The 17,664-nt window shown below is 60.4% G+C and carries 13 protein-coding genes; 8 read left to right on the top strand and 5 right to left on the bottom strand.

The window, feature by feature from the left end; genetic code table 11:
- The first annotated feature begins 10 nt into the window (after nt 1–10).
- Together LB558_RS21245 and LB558_RS21240 are read left to right on the top strand one after the other, a co-directional pair.
- Nucleotides 11–4,576: an ATP-binding protein gene (locus tag LB558_RS21245; protein WP_224699329.1), complete on the top strand. Its 4,566-nt coding sequence runs from the start codon at nt 11–13 to the stop codon at nt 4,574–4,576.
- Entirely contained in the window at nt 4,545–5,264 is a 720-nt protein-coding gene (locus tag LB558_RS21240; protein WP_224699328.1) for a hypothetical protein, read from the top strand. Before LB558_RS21245 ends, LB558_RS21240 begins: the two co-directional genes overlap by 32 nt.
- A gap of 274 nt (nt 5,265–5,538) precedes the next feature.
- On the opposite strand, the gene LB558_RS21235 is transcribed toward LB558_RS21240, so the two are convergent.
- Nucleotides 5,539–5,781, bottom strand: a complete 243-nt coding sequence (locus tag LB558_RS21235) for a conjugal transfer protein TraD (protein WP_224699327.1) — start codon at nt 5,779–5,781, stop codon at nt 5,539–5,541.
- A 1-nt stretch (nt 5,782) separates the two neighbouring features.
- Nucleotides 5,783–6,109, bottom strand: a complete 327-nt coding sequence (locus tag LB558_RS21230; RefSeq protein WP_224699326.1) for a conjugal transfer protein TraD — start codon at nt 6,107–6,109, stop codon at nt 5,783–5,785.
- A gap of 172 nt (nt 6,110–6,281) precedes the next feature.
- Here LB558_RS21230 and traA point away from each other — a divergent pair, with 172 nt between their 5' ends.
- From traA to LB558_RS21205, 5 genes are all read left to right on the top strand, one after another.
- Nucleotides 6,282–9,335: a Ti-type conjugative transfer relaxase TraA gene (traA, locus tag LB558_RS21225; protein WP_224699325.1), complete on the top strand. Its 3,054-nt coding sequence runs from the start codon at nt 6,282–6,284 to the stop codon at nt 9,333–9,335.
- A gap of 129 nt (nt 9,336–9,464) precedes the next feature.
- Nucleotides 9,465–9,695 (top strand): helix-turn-helix transcriptional regulator, encoded by a 231-nt coding sequence (locus LB558_RS21220; protein ID WP_224699483.1) that lies wholly within the window; start codon nt 9,465–9,467, stop codon nt 9,693–9,695.
- Nucleotides 9,692–10,165 carry a hypothetical protein gene (locus LB558_RS21215; protein WP_224699324.1) on the top strand — a complete coding sequence of 158 codons (474 nt, stop codon included), beginning with the start codon at nt 9,692–9,694 and terminating at the stop codon, nt 10,163–10,165. Before LB558_RS21220 ends, LB558_RS21215 begins: the two co-directional genes overlap by 4 nt.
- Nucleotides 10,166–10,376: 211 nt before the next feature.
- Nucleotides 10,377–11,219: an outer membrane protein gene (locus LB558_RS21210; RefSeq protein ID WP_224699323.1), complete on the top strand. Its 843-nt coding sequence runs from the start codon at nt 10,377–10,379 to the stop codon at nt 11,217–11,219.
- Nucleotides 11,220–12,634: 1,415 nt separating this feature from the next.
- Nucleotides 12,635–13,756, top strand: a complete 1,122-nt coding sequence (locus LB558_RS21205; protein WP_224699322.1) for a helix-turn-helix transcriptional regulator — start codon at nt 12,635–12,637, stop codon at nt 13,754–13,756.
- Between the two features lie 104 nt (nt 13,757–13,860).
- Here LB558_RS21205 and LB558_RS21200 read toward each other — a convergent pair whose 3' ends face one another.
- The 3 genes from LB558_RS21200 to LB558_RS21190 all read right to left on the bottom strand — a co-directional run bounded on the left by LB558_RS21200 (nt 13,861) and on the right by LB558_RS21190 (nt 16,021).
- Nucleotides 13,861–14,472, bottom strand: a complete 612-nt coding sequence (locus LB558_RS21200; protein ID WP_224699321.1) for a WD40 repeat domain-containing protein — start codon at nt 14,470–14,472, stop codon at nt 13,861–13,863.
- A 131-nt stretch (nt 14,473–14,603) separates the two neighbouring features.
- Nucleotides 14,604–15,203, bottom strand: a complete 600-nt coding sequence (locus LB558_RS21195; protein WP_224699320.1) for a hypothetical protein — start codon at nt 15,201–15,203, stop codon at nt 14,604–14,606.
- A gap of 134 nt (nt 15,204–15,337) precedes the next feature.
- A complete protein-coding gene (locus LB558_RS21190) occupies nt 15,338–16,021 on the bottom strand; it encodes a hypothetical protein (RefSeq protein ID WP_224699319.1) in 684 nt (227 codons plus the stop codon).
- 739 nt (nt 16,022–16,760) lie between these two features.
- Between LB558_RS21190 and LB558_RS21185 the strand changes: the two genes are divergently transcribed.
- Nucleotides 16,761–17,156 (top strand): hypothetical protein, encoded by a 396-nt coding sequence (locus LB558_RS21185; RefSeq protein ID WP_224699318.1) that lies wholly within the window; start codon nt 16,761–16,763, stop codon nt 17,154–17,156.
- Nucleotides 17,157–17,664 lie beyond the last annotated feature (508 nt).

The raw sequence follows: 17,664 nt of genomic DNA, 5'->3' as shown, positions 1-17,664 counted from the left end.
TTAGTTAAGAATGTTGGATTCCAAGACGACAAGCCTGCCTGCCCGCCCCGGCACACCGCTCGATCACATCCACTCCGACACGCTCGAGCGCATCTCACATTTTCTTTCGGCTCCAAAGCTCAGGGTCTATCGCGATCTGAAGGGACTTTGCGATCGGGTGTCAGACAGCTACCGCGACCGCGTCGTAACCGAACTTATTCAAAACGCACACGACGCCCACCCGATAGGCACGACTATCGGGCGGATTCATATTGCGCTCGATCCGAAGGAAGGGCCGTTCGGGACGCTCTATGTCGCCAATGACGGTCAGGGGTTCACGCGGGCCAATTTCGAGGCGCTCTGCAGTCCGACCCTTACGACGAAGAATGTCAACGAGGCGATCGGCAACAAGGGGGTCGGCTTCCTGAGCGTATTCCAGGTGTCCGCGCATCCTGAGATCTATTCGCGCTTGCCGGGGGGCGGGCCAAACTTCGACGGCTATTGTTTTTCTTTTGCCACCGACGACACGCTTCGACTTTTCTTGGAACGGAAAGGACTTGGCAATGAGGTCGACCAGATCATCGCCAATATGCCGCGGCTCTATCTCGCCTGCCCGACCTATGATCAACCAACAGCGGTTTCGCGGTTCGCCGAAGACGGTTTCGCGACCGTCATCCGTTTGCCGCTCAAAGCTGGCGAGGCGCTTGCGGCCGTGGAAGCGCAGCTTGGAAAGATCGTGGATGAGGACCCACCGATGCAGCTCTTTCTCACTCGCATTGCGGAGCTAAGCGTCAAGGTGGATCCAGGCCAGGCGGCGACCGTTCTCAGGCGGACGCCAAAGCTTTTGCATGCGGCGGACGATCTTCGTATCTGTCAAGTACGTTGCGGGGCGCGCAGCTACGTCGTGGCCGAGAAATCAATCCCCTACGACACGGTTGTCTCAGTGATCCGCAGAGACATTGCCGCCGAGAAGTTGCCCGAAACCTGGGAAAGCTGGACGGGCGATGCGATTGTCTCGCTGGCGGTCGCGATGGATGGGGATCCCTTGCGTCCCAGGCTCTACAACTTTCTGCCGATGGATCAGAGCGTACAAGCTCCATTCCCCGGGTATCTGGATGCGCCGTTTCTAGCCACGCTCGATCGACTGAATGTGCAGCGTGGCGTCGAGTTGAACGATTTCTTGTGGGAGGAGGCGCGAACGCTCGCCGTCGACGCGGCCTTGGCAATGCGCGATTGCTTGCCGCGCCACGTTGCCAGAAGTGCCGTGCTCGACCTAGTCCTGTGGTCAGGGGAAAAAGACAGATTTCGGGAGCGCTTGCTCAAGATTGGCGCCGAGCTGATCCCAACATTGTCGCCGAGCGGTCGACCCGGCCACTGGTCCAACATCACACAAGCGCGGTTGTGGCGGGGAGACGCGTTCCTAAACCCAGCCTTCATAGCCCGCCATACATCCTTTCCAGTCGTCGATGACGATGTCGGGCCAGAGCGGGTGAAAAACCTGCAGTCCTTTGTCGCGGGGACCGGCTTGCTGGTCTGCAGCGCGGCGGTTCGCGCGGATGTTGTTGAAGACGTCGCCAAAGGACTGGCCGCTCGGCGAAGCACGATCGATCATTGGAACGCGTTTTATCTTTCGCTTGCTGAACTTTTTCGCAGCGATGCCGGCGCGCTAGCCGGCAAGCGCCTGCTCCTCGACGGCCGCGGAGAACTCAAGGACACCGAAGTGCTGGAAACTGAGCAGCGCGGCCGCCGCCGACGCTTGCGGGCGATGTTCCTCCCAGCCTTGCGCAGCACGGGTAAGGATATGCGCAAGATCCCCTTGCCCAAGGCCGTGCAGCAACGGCTTTCCTTTGTCCACGAAGGACTGGAACTGGCCCGTCATCAGGCAAGCCCCGCGCGGCGGTTCCTCCTGGCGGCCAATCTGGTTCGCGAGCACGAGAGCCGCGAGATTCTTCGGCTCCTCGCCGGCGCAATCAATGACCCGGGCGAGACCCGAGATCCCGAGGCGTTGCGCTGGGAAGCGCTAGTCGCGATGATGCAGATCGTCACCGACGAGGATACTGCGGCTGGCGTCGTCGCTGAGATTAACCCGCTTGTCCCGACACGAGACGGCTGGTCTCGCGCGTCGACCGCCTATTTCTGCCGCTGGCCCGAGACAAACGGCACGGAAATCGAGCGCTTGTTGGATGATGCGGCCGGAGTCTCATCAGAGCTGGATCAGCACCGCTCGCGGCTGTTGCGACCCTATCCAGAGTGGCCGGTGACTGCGGGCGAGAGAAGCATCTGGCGCGAGTTTTTGCGTAAGGCGGGGGTGAGTGATGTCCTGCGAGTGGTTCCCGCGATTGCCGGGCAAATGCCACGTGGATGGCCCGGTGCACTTCAGACAGCACTCGCCCAACGCAGCAACTTGCCAGCCGGGCAAACCGCCAGATGGAAAGCGTTGCTTCCCGATCCCGCAGGGGTGACCAACCCGCAGACCGACTATACCGTCGAAAGCGTCTACCGGCTCCCTGGTCAGCTGGATTTCGACGCGCTGGCACCGGTTGTCGGCCCGGCATATGCCGAAGGAGTTGTACGCTTGCTTGCGTTGATGCCAGAAAGCGTCGGGACGACGGTGTTTAGACCTGGCCACTCGCATCAGCCCAATACGCGTGTTTGGCCCTCGCCGATCGCTGCGTTTCTCCGGTCGGCGCCCTGGGTTCCGCTGGCTGACGGGCAGCGGACCGAACTGGCGCGTGCATGGTTGCCCGGCGAGGGCCGGACCCCGCCACCATTGCTGCCGTTGATGTCGCTTGAACTGCGCCGCGTCCTAAACGCTAACCCGAACGCATCCGAAATCCTGCGCAAGATGGGCTTGTCGGAATTCGGCACAAATGCCGCAGCGTGGCGCTATTTGGCGGCAGCCGGCGCACTGGTCGACGAAAAAACATCCAGCGGTGATGCCGAACGCTTGTTCAATGCCGCGCAGGAAGCATGGCTGGTTGCCAGCTTGGAAGCTGAGCCGCCGCCGTCGCTGCATCTGCTTGGTCGTCGGGCCGGACGAGTCGTTGCAGTCGATCCACGCGTTGACGGCAGCAAGGTACTCATTGCTGACGGCGATGATCGTCAGATTCTTGCAGCCACCGCCAAGGCTAACGCGAGCACGGTCCTGATCGAGCCGCCACCGGCGCGCGCCAAAGCTGTCGCCAATTACCTCGCGCAGCATTTTCCGGCCGTGCAGCGAGCCTCGCAGATAGAAGCGCGCTATGAATCGCAGGGACAGACGGTCGTGGCGAGTTCTCAAGACCCGATGCTCGAAGATGCCTTTGGCGACGGTGTACGGCAGGTTCTTGCGCTGACCTTGCGCTATCGCGCCAGCTTCTATCGCGGCAATGCTGAGGAAACATTGGCGCACCTATCAACCGTTCGGACGCGTGCACTGGCATCGCTCGATCTCCGGGTTGGCGACCTCAGTGAACCGGTCCCGCGCTTCCACCAGCGCGCGCTCTTGCTGAACGGCGCGGAGGGTCCGACCATCCTTTATTCGGAAACGATGGCCGCGTCTCAGCAGGTGCTCGTCGGATTGGCGCCTGCGATAGCCGCTGCCGTCGGGGCGCCAAATATTGTGGGGGAACCCTTGCTTGCCTTCGCGGCCGAACTAGGCGCCACCGGTCTGTCCGCGACATTTGAAGACTATGCGGCAATCCTTGGGGTGCCCGTCGAAGAGATCAAGAATGTGCTGGGCGCGACACGGGCCTCGATCGCCAATCTGCTGCGCACCATCCGTCCTTTCGTCGGCTACTTCGCGGACGCCGCGGTCGCTGAGCGCTTTGTCGTTGGCGCCGGAATGGTCCATGAAGAAGACGTCGCCAGGCTGCTTGAGCGGATCGGCGTATCGCTGCCGGAGCCGCCGCGCGATATTGTCAGACGCTGTCGTGACGCCAATGACATTGCTGCAATCGCAATCTCGCTGCGGCTCGATCTGCAGCATTTGAACGACGTTATTGCCGCGCTGGGGCCTCCCTATGCAACAATAGATCTGACAGAGCGCCATCGCGCGACGCTTGCAACTTTCCTGTCGCGCAAGGAGGGAGCGATCCGCGAAAGTATCCGCGCATCCCACCAATCAACGTTCGACGCTGGCGAAAGCCTTGCTGCCTATGTCGCTGCTCGCGATGCGCTGCGTCCGGAGCTTCCTGCCGGCTATGGTGTCGCGCATGCGGAGTTGCTCCACACCGAAATGCAAGCGTGGCTTGATCGGTGGATGGAGGATCACGGGGCGGGTTGGCATTCAGAGCCGACAGTCTCCCGTCAGCAACGCGACGCAGTTCGCGAAGCCAATCTCAAGCTGGTCAGAAGCATGATCCCCGATCTTCGGGTCGCAGTGCTTGGACGCTTGGCTGCCGAGCATCCGTTGCGCGAACGCTATATCAAACTCGCTGAGGTCGAAGCAGCGGCCGTCAACGCGGCGCTAAGTGGCGGATGGGCCGATTTCAACCGCTTGGATCGGGACGAGGCCATGACATGGCTCTTGCGTGCGGGGATGGTGCCGAACGACTGGTCGAGCTTTGAAAACCTGGCCATCACAGATGAAGAGCGCGTTGCTTGCCAAGGCCGATGAAGCGGCACGGATTGCCGCCACGACAGTCAAGAAGCAGATGAACTACTCAGGCGGAACCTTCACCTTCGGTGTCGATGGGATGGGGAGCCTTGTCGATCAGATCAACAACCTGGTCGCCAGCAACGCAATCTTGCTACAGACCTCGGCCCGCACCCTGAAGGGGACCGCTCCCAAGATCAATCTCGGAGGTGGATCGGGGAGCGGTGGAGGGGGTGGTGGCGGTGGCTCTCGCCTCACCGACGAGGAACGCGAACTCATCGGGTTCTTTGGCGAGGCAATCGCGTTCGAATGGTTAAAGCTCAAATTCGGAGGCAACCGTGTCGTAGACGAGAGCTGCTGGCGGTCCATGTATCGCAAGCAAGTCTTTGGAGAAGGCGGCGACGATTTTCTGGGATACGACTTTGAAATCGCGAACGGCGCCACGCGCTGGTATTTTGAGGTCAAAAGCACAACCATTCCAGGGCCTCTTCAGGTTCAATCGCTGGAACTTGGCCCCAGCGAGTTTCGGCGCGCCGATTCATGCAAGGCTGACCGCCGCGAACGGTATCGCATCCTCTACATCACCGACGCGCTTCATCCCGAGAAAGCCAGGATCTTCCCGCTGCCCAATCCGCGTAGCCGTCAAGGCCTGGCTTTCTTCACCGATCTGACTGCCGGCCGTCGGCTCTACTTTCCGCTCGAGCGCTGATGGAGCGAACCGACAAGCCGATCCGCTCTCACGATCTTGCGCGTATCCCTCACCGATTTCGTAGCCGCCCATGTTTCGGTAAGTCTGGAACCTCCTTCGATTGGATGCCGACTCGTTTAGCGGTTTGCTACCTTGAAAGCTGCCTGTCGCCTTCCGGCGCCAATCGAGCCATCTCGACATGCAGAAGCGCGGCATACCCTGCTGATTTAGCACGGGCGGACCTCGCTGTTCGAGGCTTCGCTCCGCCCGCCACTCGCTCCAACCCTCGCTACGTCTACTCGCCCTTTTGCCCGTCATGTCGCTCCGCATCGAACGCCTGCTTTCCCTTCGCGGCCCATAGGTCGCGCGCATGCTCGCCTTCATGGCTCTGCAGCTTGGCGGCGATCCAAAGCAGCGCGCCGTAGATGATAGCGCGATCGTCATTGGTGAGCTCGACGATGCCTGCCTTGGCGACGAGACCGCCGAGCTCGATCAGATGCCGCGTGCGCTTGCGGCGTTCGACCTGCCAAGTGCGCATGTCATCGCGAGCCAGAACCGCTTTCCGGCGATTGTGGGCTGCCTTGTTGTGCTGGACCGCTACGCCGGTTGCTTTCAGATGCCGGAGCAGTTCGCCGGGGCCTGCTCTCGAAAAACATCACCCCACGCTTGGCCCATGCCTCGCGCTTTGACGGTTCTTTCGTCTCAGCGATCGCGACGAGTGCGCCGGCCAGTACATCGCTGCTGAGCTGATCGGCACCGGTGGCGACCACCAGCTCGCCAAGCTGCTGCACCTTTCGGGTTTTGAGTTCCCGCGCCTTCTCGTCCAGCGCCTTCAATTCGGTGTCGAAGTCCCGTGGTTTACGCATGTGCTGTCTCCATCGATTGTCGATGTGGCGATGATAGGGGAGCGTCCGCCGGAAGGCTTCAGGGTTGCCGAGACAGCCCGGGACGGGCTGGTCCATCCCGAGATTTTTCGAGGGAGGGCGCGCTTATACGTCGTGCCGACGTGCGCTTTGACGTGCAAATGATCTGGTCGCGATGGCGATCTATCATCTTCACGTCAAGGTCATTGGCCGCAAGGCTGGGAGCAGTGCTGTGGCGTCAGCCGCCTACCGCTCTGCTTCGCGACTGCGCGACGAACGCATCGAACGCAGTCATGACTTCTCGGCCAAGCGTGGCGTCGTCCATTCCGAGGTCTTGCTGCCGGAGAATGCGCCGGAAGCCTGGGGTGACCGTGAACGGCTGTGGAACGATGTCGAGACCTTCGAGGTGAGGAAGGATGCGCAGCTTGCCCGCGAGGTGGAGTTCGCCCTGCCGCGCGAACTAAGCCAGAGGGAGGGTGTCGAACTGGCGCGCGACTTCGTTCAAGCCGAGTTTGTCAGCCAAGGCATGGTCGCCGACCTCAACGTGCATTGGGACAGGGCGGAGGATGGCAGTCCAAAACCGCATGCCCATGTCATGCTCACCATGCGGTCCGTGGACGAGGATGGCTTTGGCGCAAAGGTGCGCGACTGGAACCGCACCGAGATCGTCGAGCGCTGGCGCGAGCGTTGGGCCGAACTTGCCAACGATCGCCTTGCCGAACTCGACATCGACGCCCGCATCGATCACCGCAGCCTGGAAGCGCAGGGCATTGCCCTGGAGCCGCAAACACAGATTGGTGCGCCGGCGCAACGCATCGAGGGCGTCGGCCTCGACACTGCCGGCATTGAAGCCGATCGCGCCGAGCTGCATCGCGAGATCGCGCGCAACAATGGCGCGCGGATCGTCGCCGATCCATCCGTGGCGCTGGATGCGATCACGCATCAGCAATCGACCTTTACCCGAAAGGACATTGCGAAGTTCGCGCATCGGCACAGCGATGGAATGGAGCAGTTCGACGCGGTGATGGGAGCCATCAGCAGAGCGCCCGATCTCATCGAACTCGGCAAGGATGGACTCGGAGAAGATCGCTTCACCACACGGCAAATGATCGAGACCGAACAGCGCCTGCATCATGCGGCGGAACGCATGGCTGCAGAGGGACAGCATGCGGTGAGTGAGCCGGTTCGTGCGACGGCTGTGGCGTATGCCAGGCAGCGCGGCCTTGTTCTGTCAGGCGAGCAGAGCGATGCGCTGGAGCACATCACGGACGGCCGCGGTCTTGGTGTCGTTGTCGGTTTTGCCGGCACGGGCAAGAGCGCCATGCTGGGCGTGGCGCGCCAGGCTTGGACGGCAGCAGGCTATGAGGTTCGAGGCGCGGCGCTCTCCGGCATTGCGGCCGAGAATCTTGAAGGCGGTTCAAACATCTCGTCGCGCACCATCGCCAGCATGGAACATAGCTGGCAACAGGGCCGCGATCTGCTCACCGCCCGCGATGTCCTGGTGATCGACGAGGCCGGCATGGTCGGCACGCGCCAGTTGGAGCGCGTGCTCTCCCATGCTGTGGACGTTGGCGCAAAGGTCGTGTTGGTCGGCGATCCGCAGCAGTTGCAGGCAATCGAGGCAGGTGCCGCATTCCGTTCGATCCACGAACGCCACGGCGGCGTCGAGATCGGCCAGGTGCGCCGGCAGCGCGAAGACTGGCAGCGTGCGGCCACGCGCGACCTTGCAACCGGCAGGATCGGCGCTGCGATCAGCGCCTATGACGCCCAAGGCATGGTGCACCAGGCTGCTTCGCGTGATGCGGCGCGCAGCGATCTTGTCGAGCGCTGGGATCGCGACAGGCAGGCAGAGCCTGAAGCAAGCCGGATTATTCTCACCCACACAAACGACGAAGTACGCGCGCTCAACAAGGCAGCGCGCGAGCGCATGCACGCTGCCGGAGATCTCGGGGGCGATGTTCACGTGGATGTCGAGCGCGGTGCAAGGAACTTCGCACGCGGCGACCGGGTCATGTTTCTGCGCAACGAGCGGTCGCTCGGCGTCAAGAACGGCACGCTCGGGGTGATCGAGGAGGTTAGCGTCCAGAGAATGAGAGTCCAGACCGACGACGGCAGGTCTGTGCGCTTCGACCTGAAAGACTATGCGAACATCGACCACGGCTATGCCGCAACCATCCATAAGGCGCAGGGCATGACAGTCGACCGCACGCATGTGCTGGCGACCCCGGGCATGGACGCGCATGGGAGCTATGTTGCCCTATCGCGGCATCGAGATGGGATGGAGCTGCACTACGGCAGGGATGAATTCGCAACCCGCGACCGTCTCGTCCGCACGCTGTCACGCGACCGCGCCAAGGACATGGCTTCTGATTACGATTGGATTGATCCGGTGCAGAGCTATGCCGAGCGGCGCGGGATCAGCTTCCGACGGCGCGTGGTCGAGATCGTACGTCGGGTCGTACCGGAGAGGCTGCGCGACAGGATCGGCGGGCTGCTCGACGGGTTGCGCTCGCCCGGACACGTCGAGCCTGGCCAGGACCATGGGTACAGGCCGGGAAGGGAAGACGGCCAAGCACAAAACGGCGATGCCGACACCGCGCTTGGAAGAGAAGCGGCCGCCAGGGGAGCGAAGCGCGAGGTGGATGCGCCGGTGGACCCAGAGGCGGCGTTGCCCGGCGCTCGCACGAAAGCGCTTGTGCGTCACGCGCGTGCGCTTGACGCGATCGTCAGCACTGGAAATGGCGACGGGCAGGGCAGTCCCGAACAGATGCGCGAATTGAGGGATGCCCGGGGCGCGTTCGAGAAGGTTCGGGCGCATGGCTGGCGCGATGCCGAAGCGGCCTATGCGAAGAAACCCAAGCTGGTTCGTGAAGCGTCGGCCGGCCGCGTCAATCGCGTCGTGCTCGCTCTCCAGCTTGAAACGGAAATCCGCACCGGGCCAGAAGCCGATCCGACCCGCCGCGCCGACCGTTTCGTGAAAAGGTGGCAGAAGCTCCACCGAACAAGCGAGCACCAATACGAGGCCGGCGACATGTCCGGATATAAGTCAACCCGCTCGGCTATGTCCGATATGGCCAAGAGCCTCGAACGCGATCCGCAGCTTGAGTCCCTTCTTGCCAATCATAAAAAGGCGCTTGGCATCGAAGTCGAATCCGGCCGGCGTCTGGGTGTGGAACTCGCGTTCAACCACGGCATCGATCTTGGTCGAGGTCGCGGCATCGGACTGTAACCCTCCGATCTGCCGCCGACACCACGCTATGGCCGCCCGACGGGGTCATGCTTCTTGCGTGCCTACCAATACCCTGCCCAACTGGTCCCGACAGCGGTCAGCAACAACCAGCAGGAGGCAGGACAAACCATGCGAGAACCAGACCGGATCATCCGCCTCAAAACCGTCCTCTTCCGCACCGGGCTAACCCGCTCCACCCTCTACCGCAAGATCGCCGAAGGTACCTTCCCTGCCCAGATCAAGATCAGCGTCAATGGCGCAGGCTGGCAAGAATCCGAGATTGATTGCTGGGTTGCCGATCCTATCCGGTGGCAGCCGAAGGACAAAGCCGCTCGGCCAGACGGGACGCCGTCGATATGAAAGCGGGATGCAGGAAAGCCAGCCGCGACCAACTTAATCCAACCGAGCGCATTGCTGAGGACAGTGGACGCCCCCGCCAGTTGGCAACTAAGGATGCGGTGTTTGCCTCGGCTGCGATCGAGGGCGGTTCAGTGCGAGGAATCAAATGCGGACAGAGCTCTAACCGAATCCGGACGCTTGGGATCAACGAGCGTCACCGTCGCCCCTCTCCAGACGCATCAGGCTTCCGCCATGGTCAAGTAACCGGTGACGTCCGCGCGAATGGTGGATCGGCCGGGACGTTCGACATGCACACCTCCAGCAATCGCCTTCAAATCCTGAAGGATCGAAACGATTTGCGGCAAAGGAAAATCGGTTGGATCATCTATCTCGTGATCCGCCTTGGCTATGATTTCCAGCTTTGCGAGAATGCCTGCCAGAGTCCGGGCCCGCGTATCTGCGCACCCACCGCAAACGGCACGTACTTGTAGAGGATCATGATCGCAATCGCTGCCTTCCGGTGCCGCTGCAAAGGTGACACGGGCAGCAAACCTCAGTCTACGACAGTGCCGCCCGCGTCCGCCAGCCTCTCGGCATACTTCGAGAGCCACCGAGCTTGGGTCTATCGGGTGAAACCTAACACTATGGGTCCGAGGTGACCTTGGCCGGTGCGTGACCGAAAGCGGTCAGGAAAGCTGCCGAGTGAATGGATTCCGGAAAAAACTGCCTGGCCGATTGCGCCGACCTTCCTCGTCACCGTCACATCCTGTTCGAATACCTCCCATATGGGGGCTGCCGACGAATCCTGAATCGCTCAAGATCGTTCAATCAAGCGTCGGGCAGGAGGATGGTTTGTCTGCAAAGGGAATTCGAACTCTGTTGTTTGCGGCCGTCGCCGCAAGCTCGATGTCGATTGCTGCATCCGCAGGCGAAGGCGACCAGCCGTCTAGTCCGGGAAAATATTATGCATCGATATTCGTCGGTTCAAGCTTCAGCTCGAAGCTGCGCAACGACTGGAATTCGAACTTCTACGAGCAGTATGACCTGTCCACGGGCTGGAGCGCCGGGGCGAGTGTAGGCATGCGCGTACTTGGATGGGCGCGGGTGGAGGCTGAATTGTCCCACCAAGAATTCGGTACGGACCGAGTTTCAGACGTGGCTGGAGGCGTGGTCCTGTCTTCTGCGCGCGACACGAACGGACATCATGTGGCTGCAACCTATCTGCTTGGCAACGTCTGGGCCGACATACCAACCCCTTATTCCATCACGCCATATTTCGGCGGTGGCGCAGGTGCGGCATGGGCAAATCTAAATGGCACATGGCCCACTCCGGGCGGTGAAACCAAGGTGAATGGTAATGTCGCCTTCGCTTGGCAATTGGGCGGCGGCTTTCAGTATGACTTCGCACCTAGGTGGGGCTTCGATGCTGGATACAGGTTCAAGCGAATTGAAAATGCAGGACTAGCATCCGCGCCCGGAGGGCAAAGATTCGACGGCGCCCTGCAAAGCCATACGATCCAGATCGGCATTGCGCGTAGGTTTTAACGGGATTCCTGCGAATTGGGGCATTGACGGGGATTTGCATGAGATTGTTGGTCGCAGTTGGCATGCTGGCATTGCTGTGCGTCGATGCTTCGGCCGCAAGCTCCTGGTCCGGTAGCATAAAATGCTCGTGGGGGTCAGGGTCCCTGTCGCTTACCATAGACGATAACGGAACAGTCTCAGGCAGAGTAACCAACGGAGAGATCAACTCCGGCCGACTAAGCGGTTCCTCAATCCAGTTCAGCACGACCAATTTCTTTGGCAATCGGGCTTCCTTCTCAGGGACCGCAAGCGGAAGTTCTATGTCTGGAAAGTACACCCAGTCCGTCACTGGCGAGACATGTTCCTGGTATGCGTCGAGGACAGGCGGTGGCGTTCCCGGTCGTCAGGCAACCAAACCGGCCGGCGATCCCAATGGCGAGGCATGCCAGAATGTGCAGGAGACAATCGACGCCGCCAGGAAAGTTGAGGCGCAGATAAAGAGGCTAGCCAAGTCTCCCAAGGAACAACTCCGTGGATGCACCATGGCCACTGATGGCTACAATGACCTTGAGCAAATCGTGGCGGCCCATTGTCCGCCGAAGAAGGCCCAGTTGCGTGCGGCGATGGCCAGGATGAACGGCTTGCTTTGCTCCCGCCAAGAATACGAGTCCTACCGGAACAGGCTCTATAGGCGAGATACGCCGAGTGGGGACGGTGGTGTTCGAGGCTAGCCCCATCGGTGGCTGGAACAACGTCACCAGCCTGTCGGCTGATGACGGTGCGCAGCATCGCAACATGCCGAAACAGCCTCTCGCTGTCCCATGTGGACACGGAACAAAGTTGTCGACCCCATTGGAGTGGGCCTAGCCGCTCTGCTCAAGGGTCAACTGAAGAAAGACAGATTGGATTATTGAGATGGCGCAGAAATGTATCCTTGCCCGGTGGATTGTTGTTTGTCTGGCCCTGCCGATCTTGGTCGGTCCCTCCCTTGGCGCCGAACAAGCCATATCAAAAAAATCATACTGCGCACAGGTAAATGGGAAATTGATGCCAAGTCCCTACAAAGCATCTGGCAGTCTGCCTTACATCTGTGTCTATCCCGACAGGTATGACCAGAGGTGCAAACGCAAGCTGGACGACAGTGCATATTACGACATCGCGCAGAGAAAGTGCGTGTCAGAGTTTCTTTGCGACGAGTACAATGAGTGCTGAGCCGTCATGCGGGCATGGCAACAAATGTTCGATAGCTAGGCTGCGGCGGGATGTGGACGAAATATAGAATCAGTTGACGTACAGTCTAACGCTTCTTTACGGGAAGCGATAGGCTGTATATGTTCCGTTTGGGAATGAGGGCAGCTGGTCCAGCCGCAGACAGCGGGCTGGGCGCGTAGGGGGGGGGTAACGCGATATCTCTAGACGTCTACAACGAAGATCGTGTGGCAGCCATCGGCGCAGAGGTTTCCGCGGCGATCGATGCCGCTACCTTCGGCAGCGGATTGTGGGATGAGGTGCCGGCGGCGCTGAGCAGTGCTTTCCCCGGGGCGTGGGGTTGCCTCTACAACATGAATTTCGCGGAAAGCCGCCTGAACTTCCTGTCGATCCAGAACATGGATCCGGCTTTCGTCCGCTCGTTGGCCGACCACTTCGCCTACGTCAATCCATGGGCGGCCTACTGGACGTCATTAACGAGCACCACCATCGCCGCGTCCGAGGACGTGTATCCGGTAAGACGCATCGCCAAATCAGAATTCTACAACGACTGGCTGCTGCCGCAGAATACGGAAGCTGCCATCGGCATGAAGCTCGTCGGCGAGCTCGATGAGGCGGTACATGTTCTGCTGCATTTCCCGCTCTCAATTTCGGATGTCTACGAAAAGGCCGGATTGGAAATTCTGCGCCGAGTCCGAGGCAGCTTCGAGCGCTCCGTCAACCTGGCCCGCCTGCTCCGCACCGACGCGGAGGCGGCCGTCGTTGAGGCGGCCCTGGTGGAGCGCAGCCGGTGTGCAGCGTTCGTTGTAACAGGCGATCGGTTGCTGCGCGAAGCAAACCCGATGGCGGAGCATCTCTTTTCCTCGGGGCAGGGCGTGGCCGTCCACAACGGCCGCTGCCACCTCATGGATAAGGACGCTGATGCACACTTCGGAGCGGCACTTGAGAAGCTGTCGACAGGAACGCCGACGCTCACCTCGCGCATTGCCTTCCGAACCGCCACCGGGGCTTGGCAGGTATCGGTCGCTGGCATTCCGCTTCCTCGACCGTCGCCCGCGGGTATCATGTCATTGCTTCCGCCGCGTCGGATGGTCCTGGTCCTAGTCGTCGATCTCGGCTTGCAATGCGCGGATGCGGCAGATCTTGCGTCGCTCCCCACGCTCTACGGTCTCACGCCTTCGGAGGTATCTTTCTGCAGGAGGTTGCTTCTCGGGGAATCCGTCACCGACGCCGCCGACCAGCTCGGTATCACGGAAGGGACCGCCAGGACGAGGCTGAAAGCTATCCTTCACAAGACCGACACGTCGCGGCAAGGACAGCTCATGCTGCTCTTGTCGCGGGTGAGATAGGCAAGATCGGCGCCTGCTACCGCGACCATCGTCGTTCGGGTTTAGATGCCTTCTTTGCTTGACGGACTTCACTGAATGTAGCGGTTCCGCTGAATATATCGAGGTCATTGGGCGAGAGCCTGAGATACGCGGTCGGGACTGGCCTTGTCGTCAATGAAATCCGGATTGGGAGTCACTTGACCTGTCTGATAATCCAAGTGCGAGAACACTCTGAAGGCTTCACGGGGTGAGGTGACGAAAGCGAATTCCGGCGTCCAACTTGCCCACCCGGTCTTGCCGGCCTCGCCGATGAGGATCGTCTTTTTCCCCTTCGCGTCCCAAAGGCGGAACGTCCCGTCAGCGCTACCGGATAAGATCCGACTGCCGTCGGGCGAAAAAGAAACGGTCGTCACTTTCTCGGTATGACCGACCAGTTTGCCGATCTTTTCGCCCGTGGCCCCGTCCAGCCATGCGATCTCGCCGGATTCTTGTCCGACGAGGACGGAGCGTTTGTCTGGTGCCAAAGCCAGCGCTTCGATCATATCGTCAGCGGCCTGGAATTGTGACTTGAGTTTGCCGCTTCTGACATCCCAAACCGTGACAAAGCCGGAGAGGCCGCCAGATGCCATTACCTTGCCATCGGCGGAGACGACAGAGATCGATGACGCGTCACTCATGGGACTCATGGGCGCAAATTCGCGGACACGCTTGCCGGTCCGAACGTTCCATACGACCATTGTAAGATTTCCGCCGCTTCCGGAGTCCAGTATCGCGATCTCCCTACCGCCGTTGATGAATGCAACTCCATCCGCCAGCATTTCGGTCTTGATCTGCCTCAGGAACTTGCCTCCGTCCGCTGTCCATATGTCTACGCTTTCCCATGACCTGCGGCAATTAGCTTAGCGTCGTCGCTCACCGAAACCGCCTTAACGAAGGGCGACATCCCCCCGTCGTCAGGATCCGCTTCAGGGCTTTTGCCGGTCAGTATGTCGTTGATCTTGCCGGATGTTCCATCCCAGACCGCGACCATAAAACTGTCCAGGCCGATGGCGATTCGCGTGCCGTGCGATAAGCATCTTGCCGTGAATATGGAGGGCTCTTTCGGAAATGTGTAAGTCGAGACAACCTTGCCGGTTTCCAGACTCCATTTGAAAAGTCCGCCGAAAATCCCTGCCGTCACGAAGGCGTCCTCTCCGAGACAGAACGAAGCTACGCTAACGTTGTCGTTAACTTGAGGCGCCGGGCCGCCTTCGGCTCGGGCGAGCCCTGCGTGGAACGATAGCATTCCGGCAAAGAGTGCCTTCGCCAGCGCATTGCGACCGGAAAACACGCGCATACGGCTCCCCCCTTGTTTTTTTGGAGTCTTCTCGCGGCTATTGGTTCCAATCACCATCGCAGCCAAGCTTTCTCGGTCGGCTCGCTTCTTCAACTCCCATTTGGGAGTGGCCCGTACTGGCGGGCTTCGCATTCTACTCTCCAGCTGATTTCCGGTGAGGGGGCAACATGGTTGCATATCCTGAAAGCAACAGTCGCCATCTCGTCTCTTAGCCGGGAATTGCCGGGTGCAGCCGGAACACGACCGCCATGTAGACGCACGGCGGCTCACCTCAGATATTTTCTGTCCAGGATCTCGATGATGCTTGGACGCGGCGGCGTGGAGCCGCCGTAGCATTTCACATCCTCCTGCCTCGATCTGCTGATACCGAAATATTCGCGTCGGGAACTCACGAGACGGGCCTTGCAATTGTCTTCGCCCGCACCGACTGTGACCTCGAGAACCATCTCCCTGCGGTCGGATGGGTAGCCGCCCCCGGCCGATGCATGCAGGCTTGAGACAATATGCCATCGACCTTCACCAGATTGGCGGACTTCGTAACAATGCCTGCCCGGCCGCCCGCCGACGCTGTCTCTGTATTTGCGGCACCCCTTTCCGCCCGATTGAGGTATCCGCACCGCATTCAAGGTAACATCGTCCGCAAAGGCATCGAACGCCGAGACCTGAGTCAGGTACAGAGCACCCTTCCGAAAGTAGACACTGACGTCGACCGCATCGCTGATTGTGATCTCGGCGCCGTCGAACTCTGCGGCTGCCGACGGGGTCGGCACCGCGCCCGTCGCCAGCGCGTATAGTAACGGCACCGCCGGACGGACCAGCCGAAATCGATTTCTAAGGGCGCCGCCAGGCATTACGGCTGTCCAGATCGCCTTTGCCAGCACGTTGCAGGACTTGTACCAAAAGAACTCGTGCATCTCAGCTTTTTCCAAACAGGCGGGTGCTATCTTCATCACCACGCCTCAACGCCAAGGAACGATCGACTCGTCCAGATCGTCGAAGCAGCAGCGTTCGAGAACGCGGAATGGACATCCTCCTCGGGCTGTGGCGCCCGTAGCCATTGATTCCGATCACTCTCAGAGACATGCCGTTGCCGCGACTCCCATTTGGGAGTGGCAGCAACGTGGCAAGATAGCTGAAGGTTAAACCACGCGATCATCGGCCCGCGAGCGCGGATCTTCAGAGTCGAGCTTCGCCGTCGCCATGATGCGGGTAGAAATGGCTGGGGTCTTCTGAGGTGACAAAGAAAAGCCTGTTGCGAGTTGGACTGCTGCTGGTGTCGTGCGCTGGCTTTGCACACCCGAACTCGGTCGGCCCCTCTCTTGGCAACCAGCAGTTGGCGGGCGTATTCAAGCCGAACCGTCCAATGCCGCACGCGTCTAGCCCCACCTCTGCACCGACGCGCAGGACCGACGATCCAAAAGCCGGATCGACGGCAGTGCACACGCGGGTTTTGTTGGCATGAAGAGAATCGATATGCCTGGATGGGGGAAGATGGACCCGAGCTTTCCGGTACGGAGCGGGCGGCTCTGAAGCTCGGGTCCGTCGACGTGGCCGAGATGCGGAGTGACGATTTGCGACGATCAATCCGGCTGACAGCACCCCGGTCAACGAGAAAGTGTGTGTGTTGGCCCGGCAATCTGAAAAGCGTTAGGCGGGGGCGGCGAGCGCGCCGAGACGGGATGATCAAAGTTGGACAACTTTTCCTGGCCACCCTCATTTCGCTGGCTGCGTTTGATGTGGCCCGGGCGGACTGCCGCTCTGATATACGCCTTTCAGGATTCGATCGCCGGACAGTACAACGCGCTCGCCGGGAGACCTGCCTGCGATAGCGGCTCGCAGCAGGCGGTGATCCTCGGTCTGCTCCAGCAATCCGTTGAAGTCACGGCCAGGCTGGAAAGCTGCGAGACGGCAACGATCACCACGACCGTTGCCGAACTCAATTCAATGATTGCGAACATCGGTTCCAGTACCGCGGAATCCTGCGGGGTGATCAGGGCCGGCGAGCAGATGGACCAGAACCTTGGAGACTTTATGGGTGAAATCAGAAGGAGGCGGAAAGGCTTAACTCCGAAAGCAAGGCGTTAAGCGACGAACCCACCAAGCTCCGGAAGCAGCTGAAGGAATTGGATGCCGGCGAGAGCAGGAAACAGGAAGCTGCCGCGAAGCCTCCTCTACGCAGTGGGAACGGCCCCAAATGCGACGCGGCCGTAGCCCACATAAGAAAGCTCGCTGAAGGAGGAAATGACGTAACCGTCCTTAAAAGCGGAACTGGCCAAACAAGGCTGCACGAATAATTACGAAGCGAACCGCTTGTTGGCGATCACCACGTGCTGGTGGTGTGGCCGCCCGCCAGTTTGCCGGGTCCCTTGTCACTCCCTGGTCGGAGCGCGACACGCATTAGGGCGACGAGCGCGCAGCCCTGACCGCCAGCCTGTTATGCTCTGTGAACAGGGCCGAAAGCAGGCCATGATAAGAAAGCGCACGGAGGTCCAACCAAGTGAACGCGCAAAGCCAAGCGCCGCCAGCACAGATCTAAACAGGGCAATTTCCTGTGGAAAATGGAATCGAACCACCGGTATGAATTTGGATTGGG

Source organism: Mesorhizobium sp. CO1-1-8, from assembly GCF_020164875.1.
Lineage (GTDB): Bacteria > Pseudomonadota > Alphaproteobacteria > Rhizobiales > Rhizobiaceae > Mesorhizobium.
The sequence above is the reverse complement of the archived record's forward strand: the minus strand, read 5'-3'. Positions and strand labels throughout refer to the sequence as shown.

What these genes read in the sequence shown, in the direction of transcription:
- LB558_RS21195 (WP_224699320.1), bottom strand. Translation starts at nt 15,203, where the DNA reads ATGCGAAGCCCGCCAGTACGGGCCACTCCCAAATGGGAGTTGAAGAAG.
- LB558_RS21190 (WP_224699319.1), bottom strand. Translation starts at nt 16,021, where the DNA reads ATGAAGATAGCACCCGCCTGTTTGGAAAAAGCTGAGATGCACGAGTTC.
- LB558_RS21220 (WP_224699483.1), top strand. Translation starts at nt 9,465, where the DNA reads ATGCGAGAACCAGACCGGATCATCCGCCTCAAAACCGTCCTCTTCCGC.
- LB558_RS21230 (WP_224699326.1), bottom strand. Translation starts at nt 6,109, where the DNA reads ATGCGTAAACCACGGGACTTCGACACCGAATTGAAGGCGCTGGACGAG.
- LB558_RS21215 (WP_224699324.1), top strand. Translation starts at nt 9,692, where the DNA reads ATGAAAGCGGGATGCAGGAAAGCCAGCCGCGACCAACTTAATCCAACC.
- LB558_RS21200 (WP_224699321.1), bottom strand. Translation starts at nt 14,472, where the DNA reads ATGGTCGTATGGAACGTTCGGACCGGCAAGCGTGTCCGCGAATTTGCG.
- LB558_RS21245 (WP_224699329.1), top strand. Translation starts at nt 11, where the DNA reads ATGTTGGATTCCAAGACGACAAGCCTGCCTGCCCGCCCCGGCACACCG.
- LB558_RS21240 (WP_224699328.1), top strand. Translation starts at nt 4,545, where the DNA reads ATGAAGAGCGCGTTGCTTGCCAAGGCCGATGAAGCGGCACGGATTGCC.
- traA (WP_224699325.1), top strand. Translation starts at nt 6,282, where the DNA reads ATGGCGATCTATCATCTTCACGTCAAGGTCATTGGCCGCAAGGCTGGG.
- LB558_RS21235 (WP_224699327.1), bottom strand. Translation starts at nt 5,781, where the DNA reads ATGCGCACTTGGCAGGTCGAACGCCGCAAGCGCACGCGGCATCTGATC.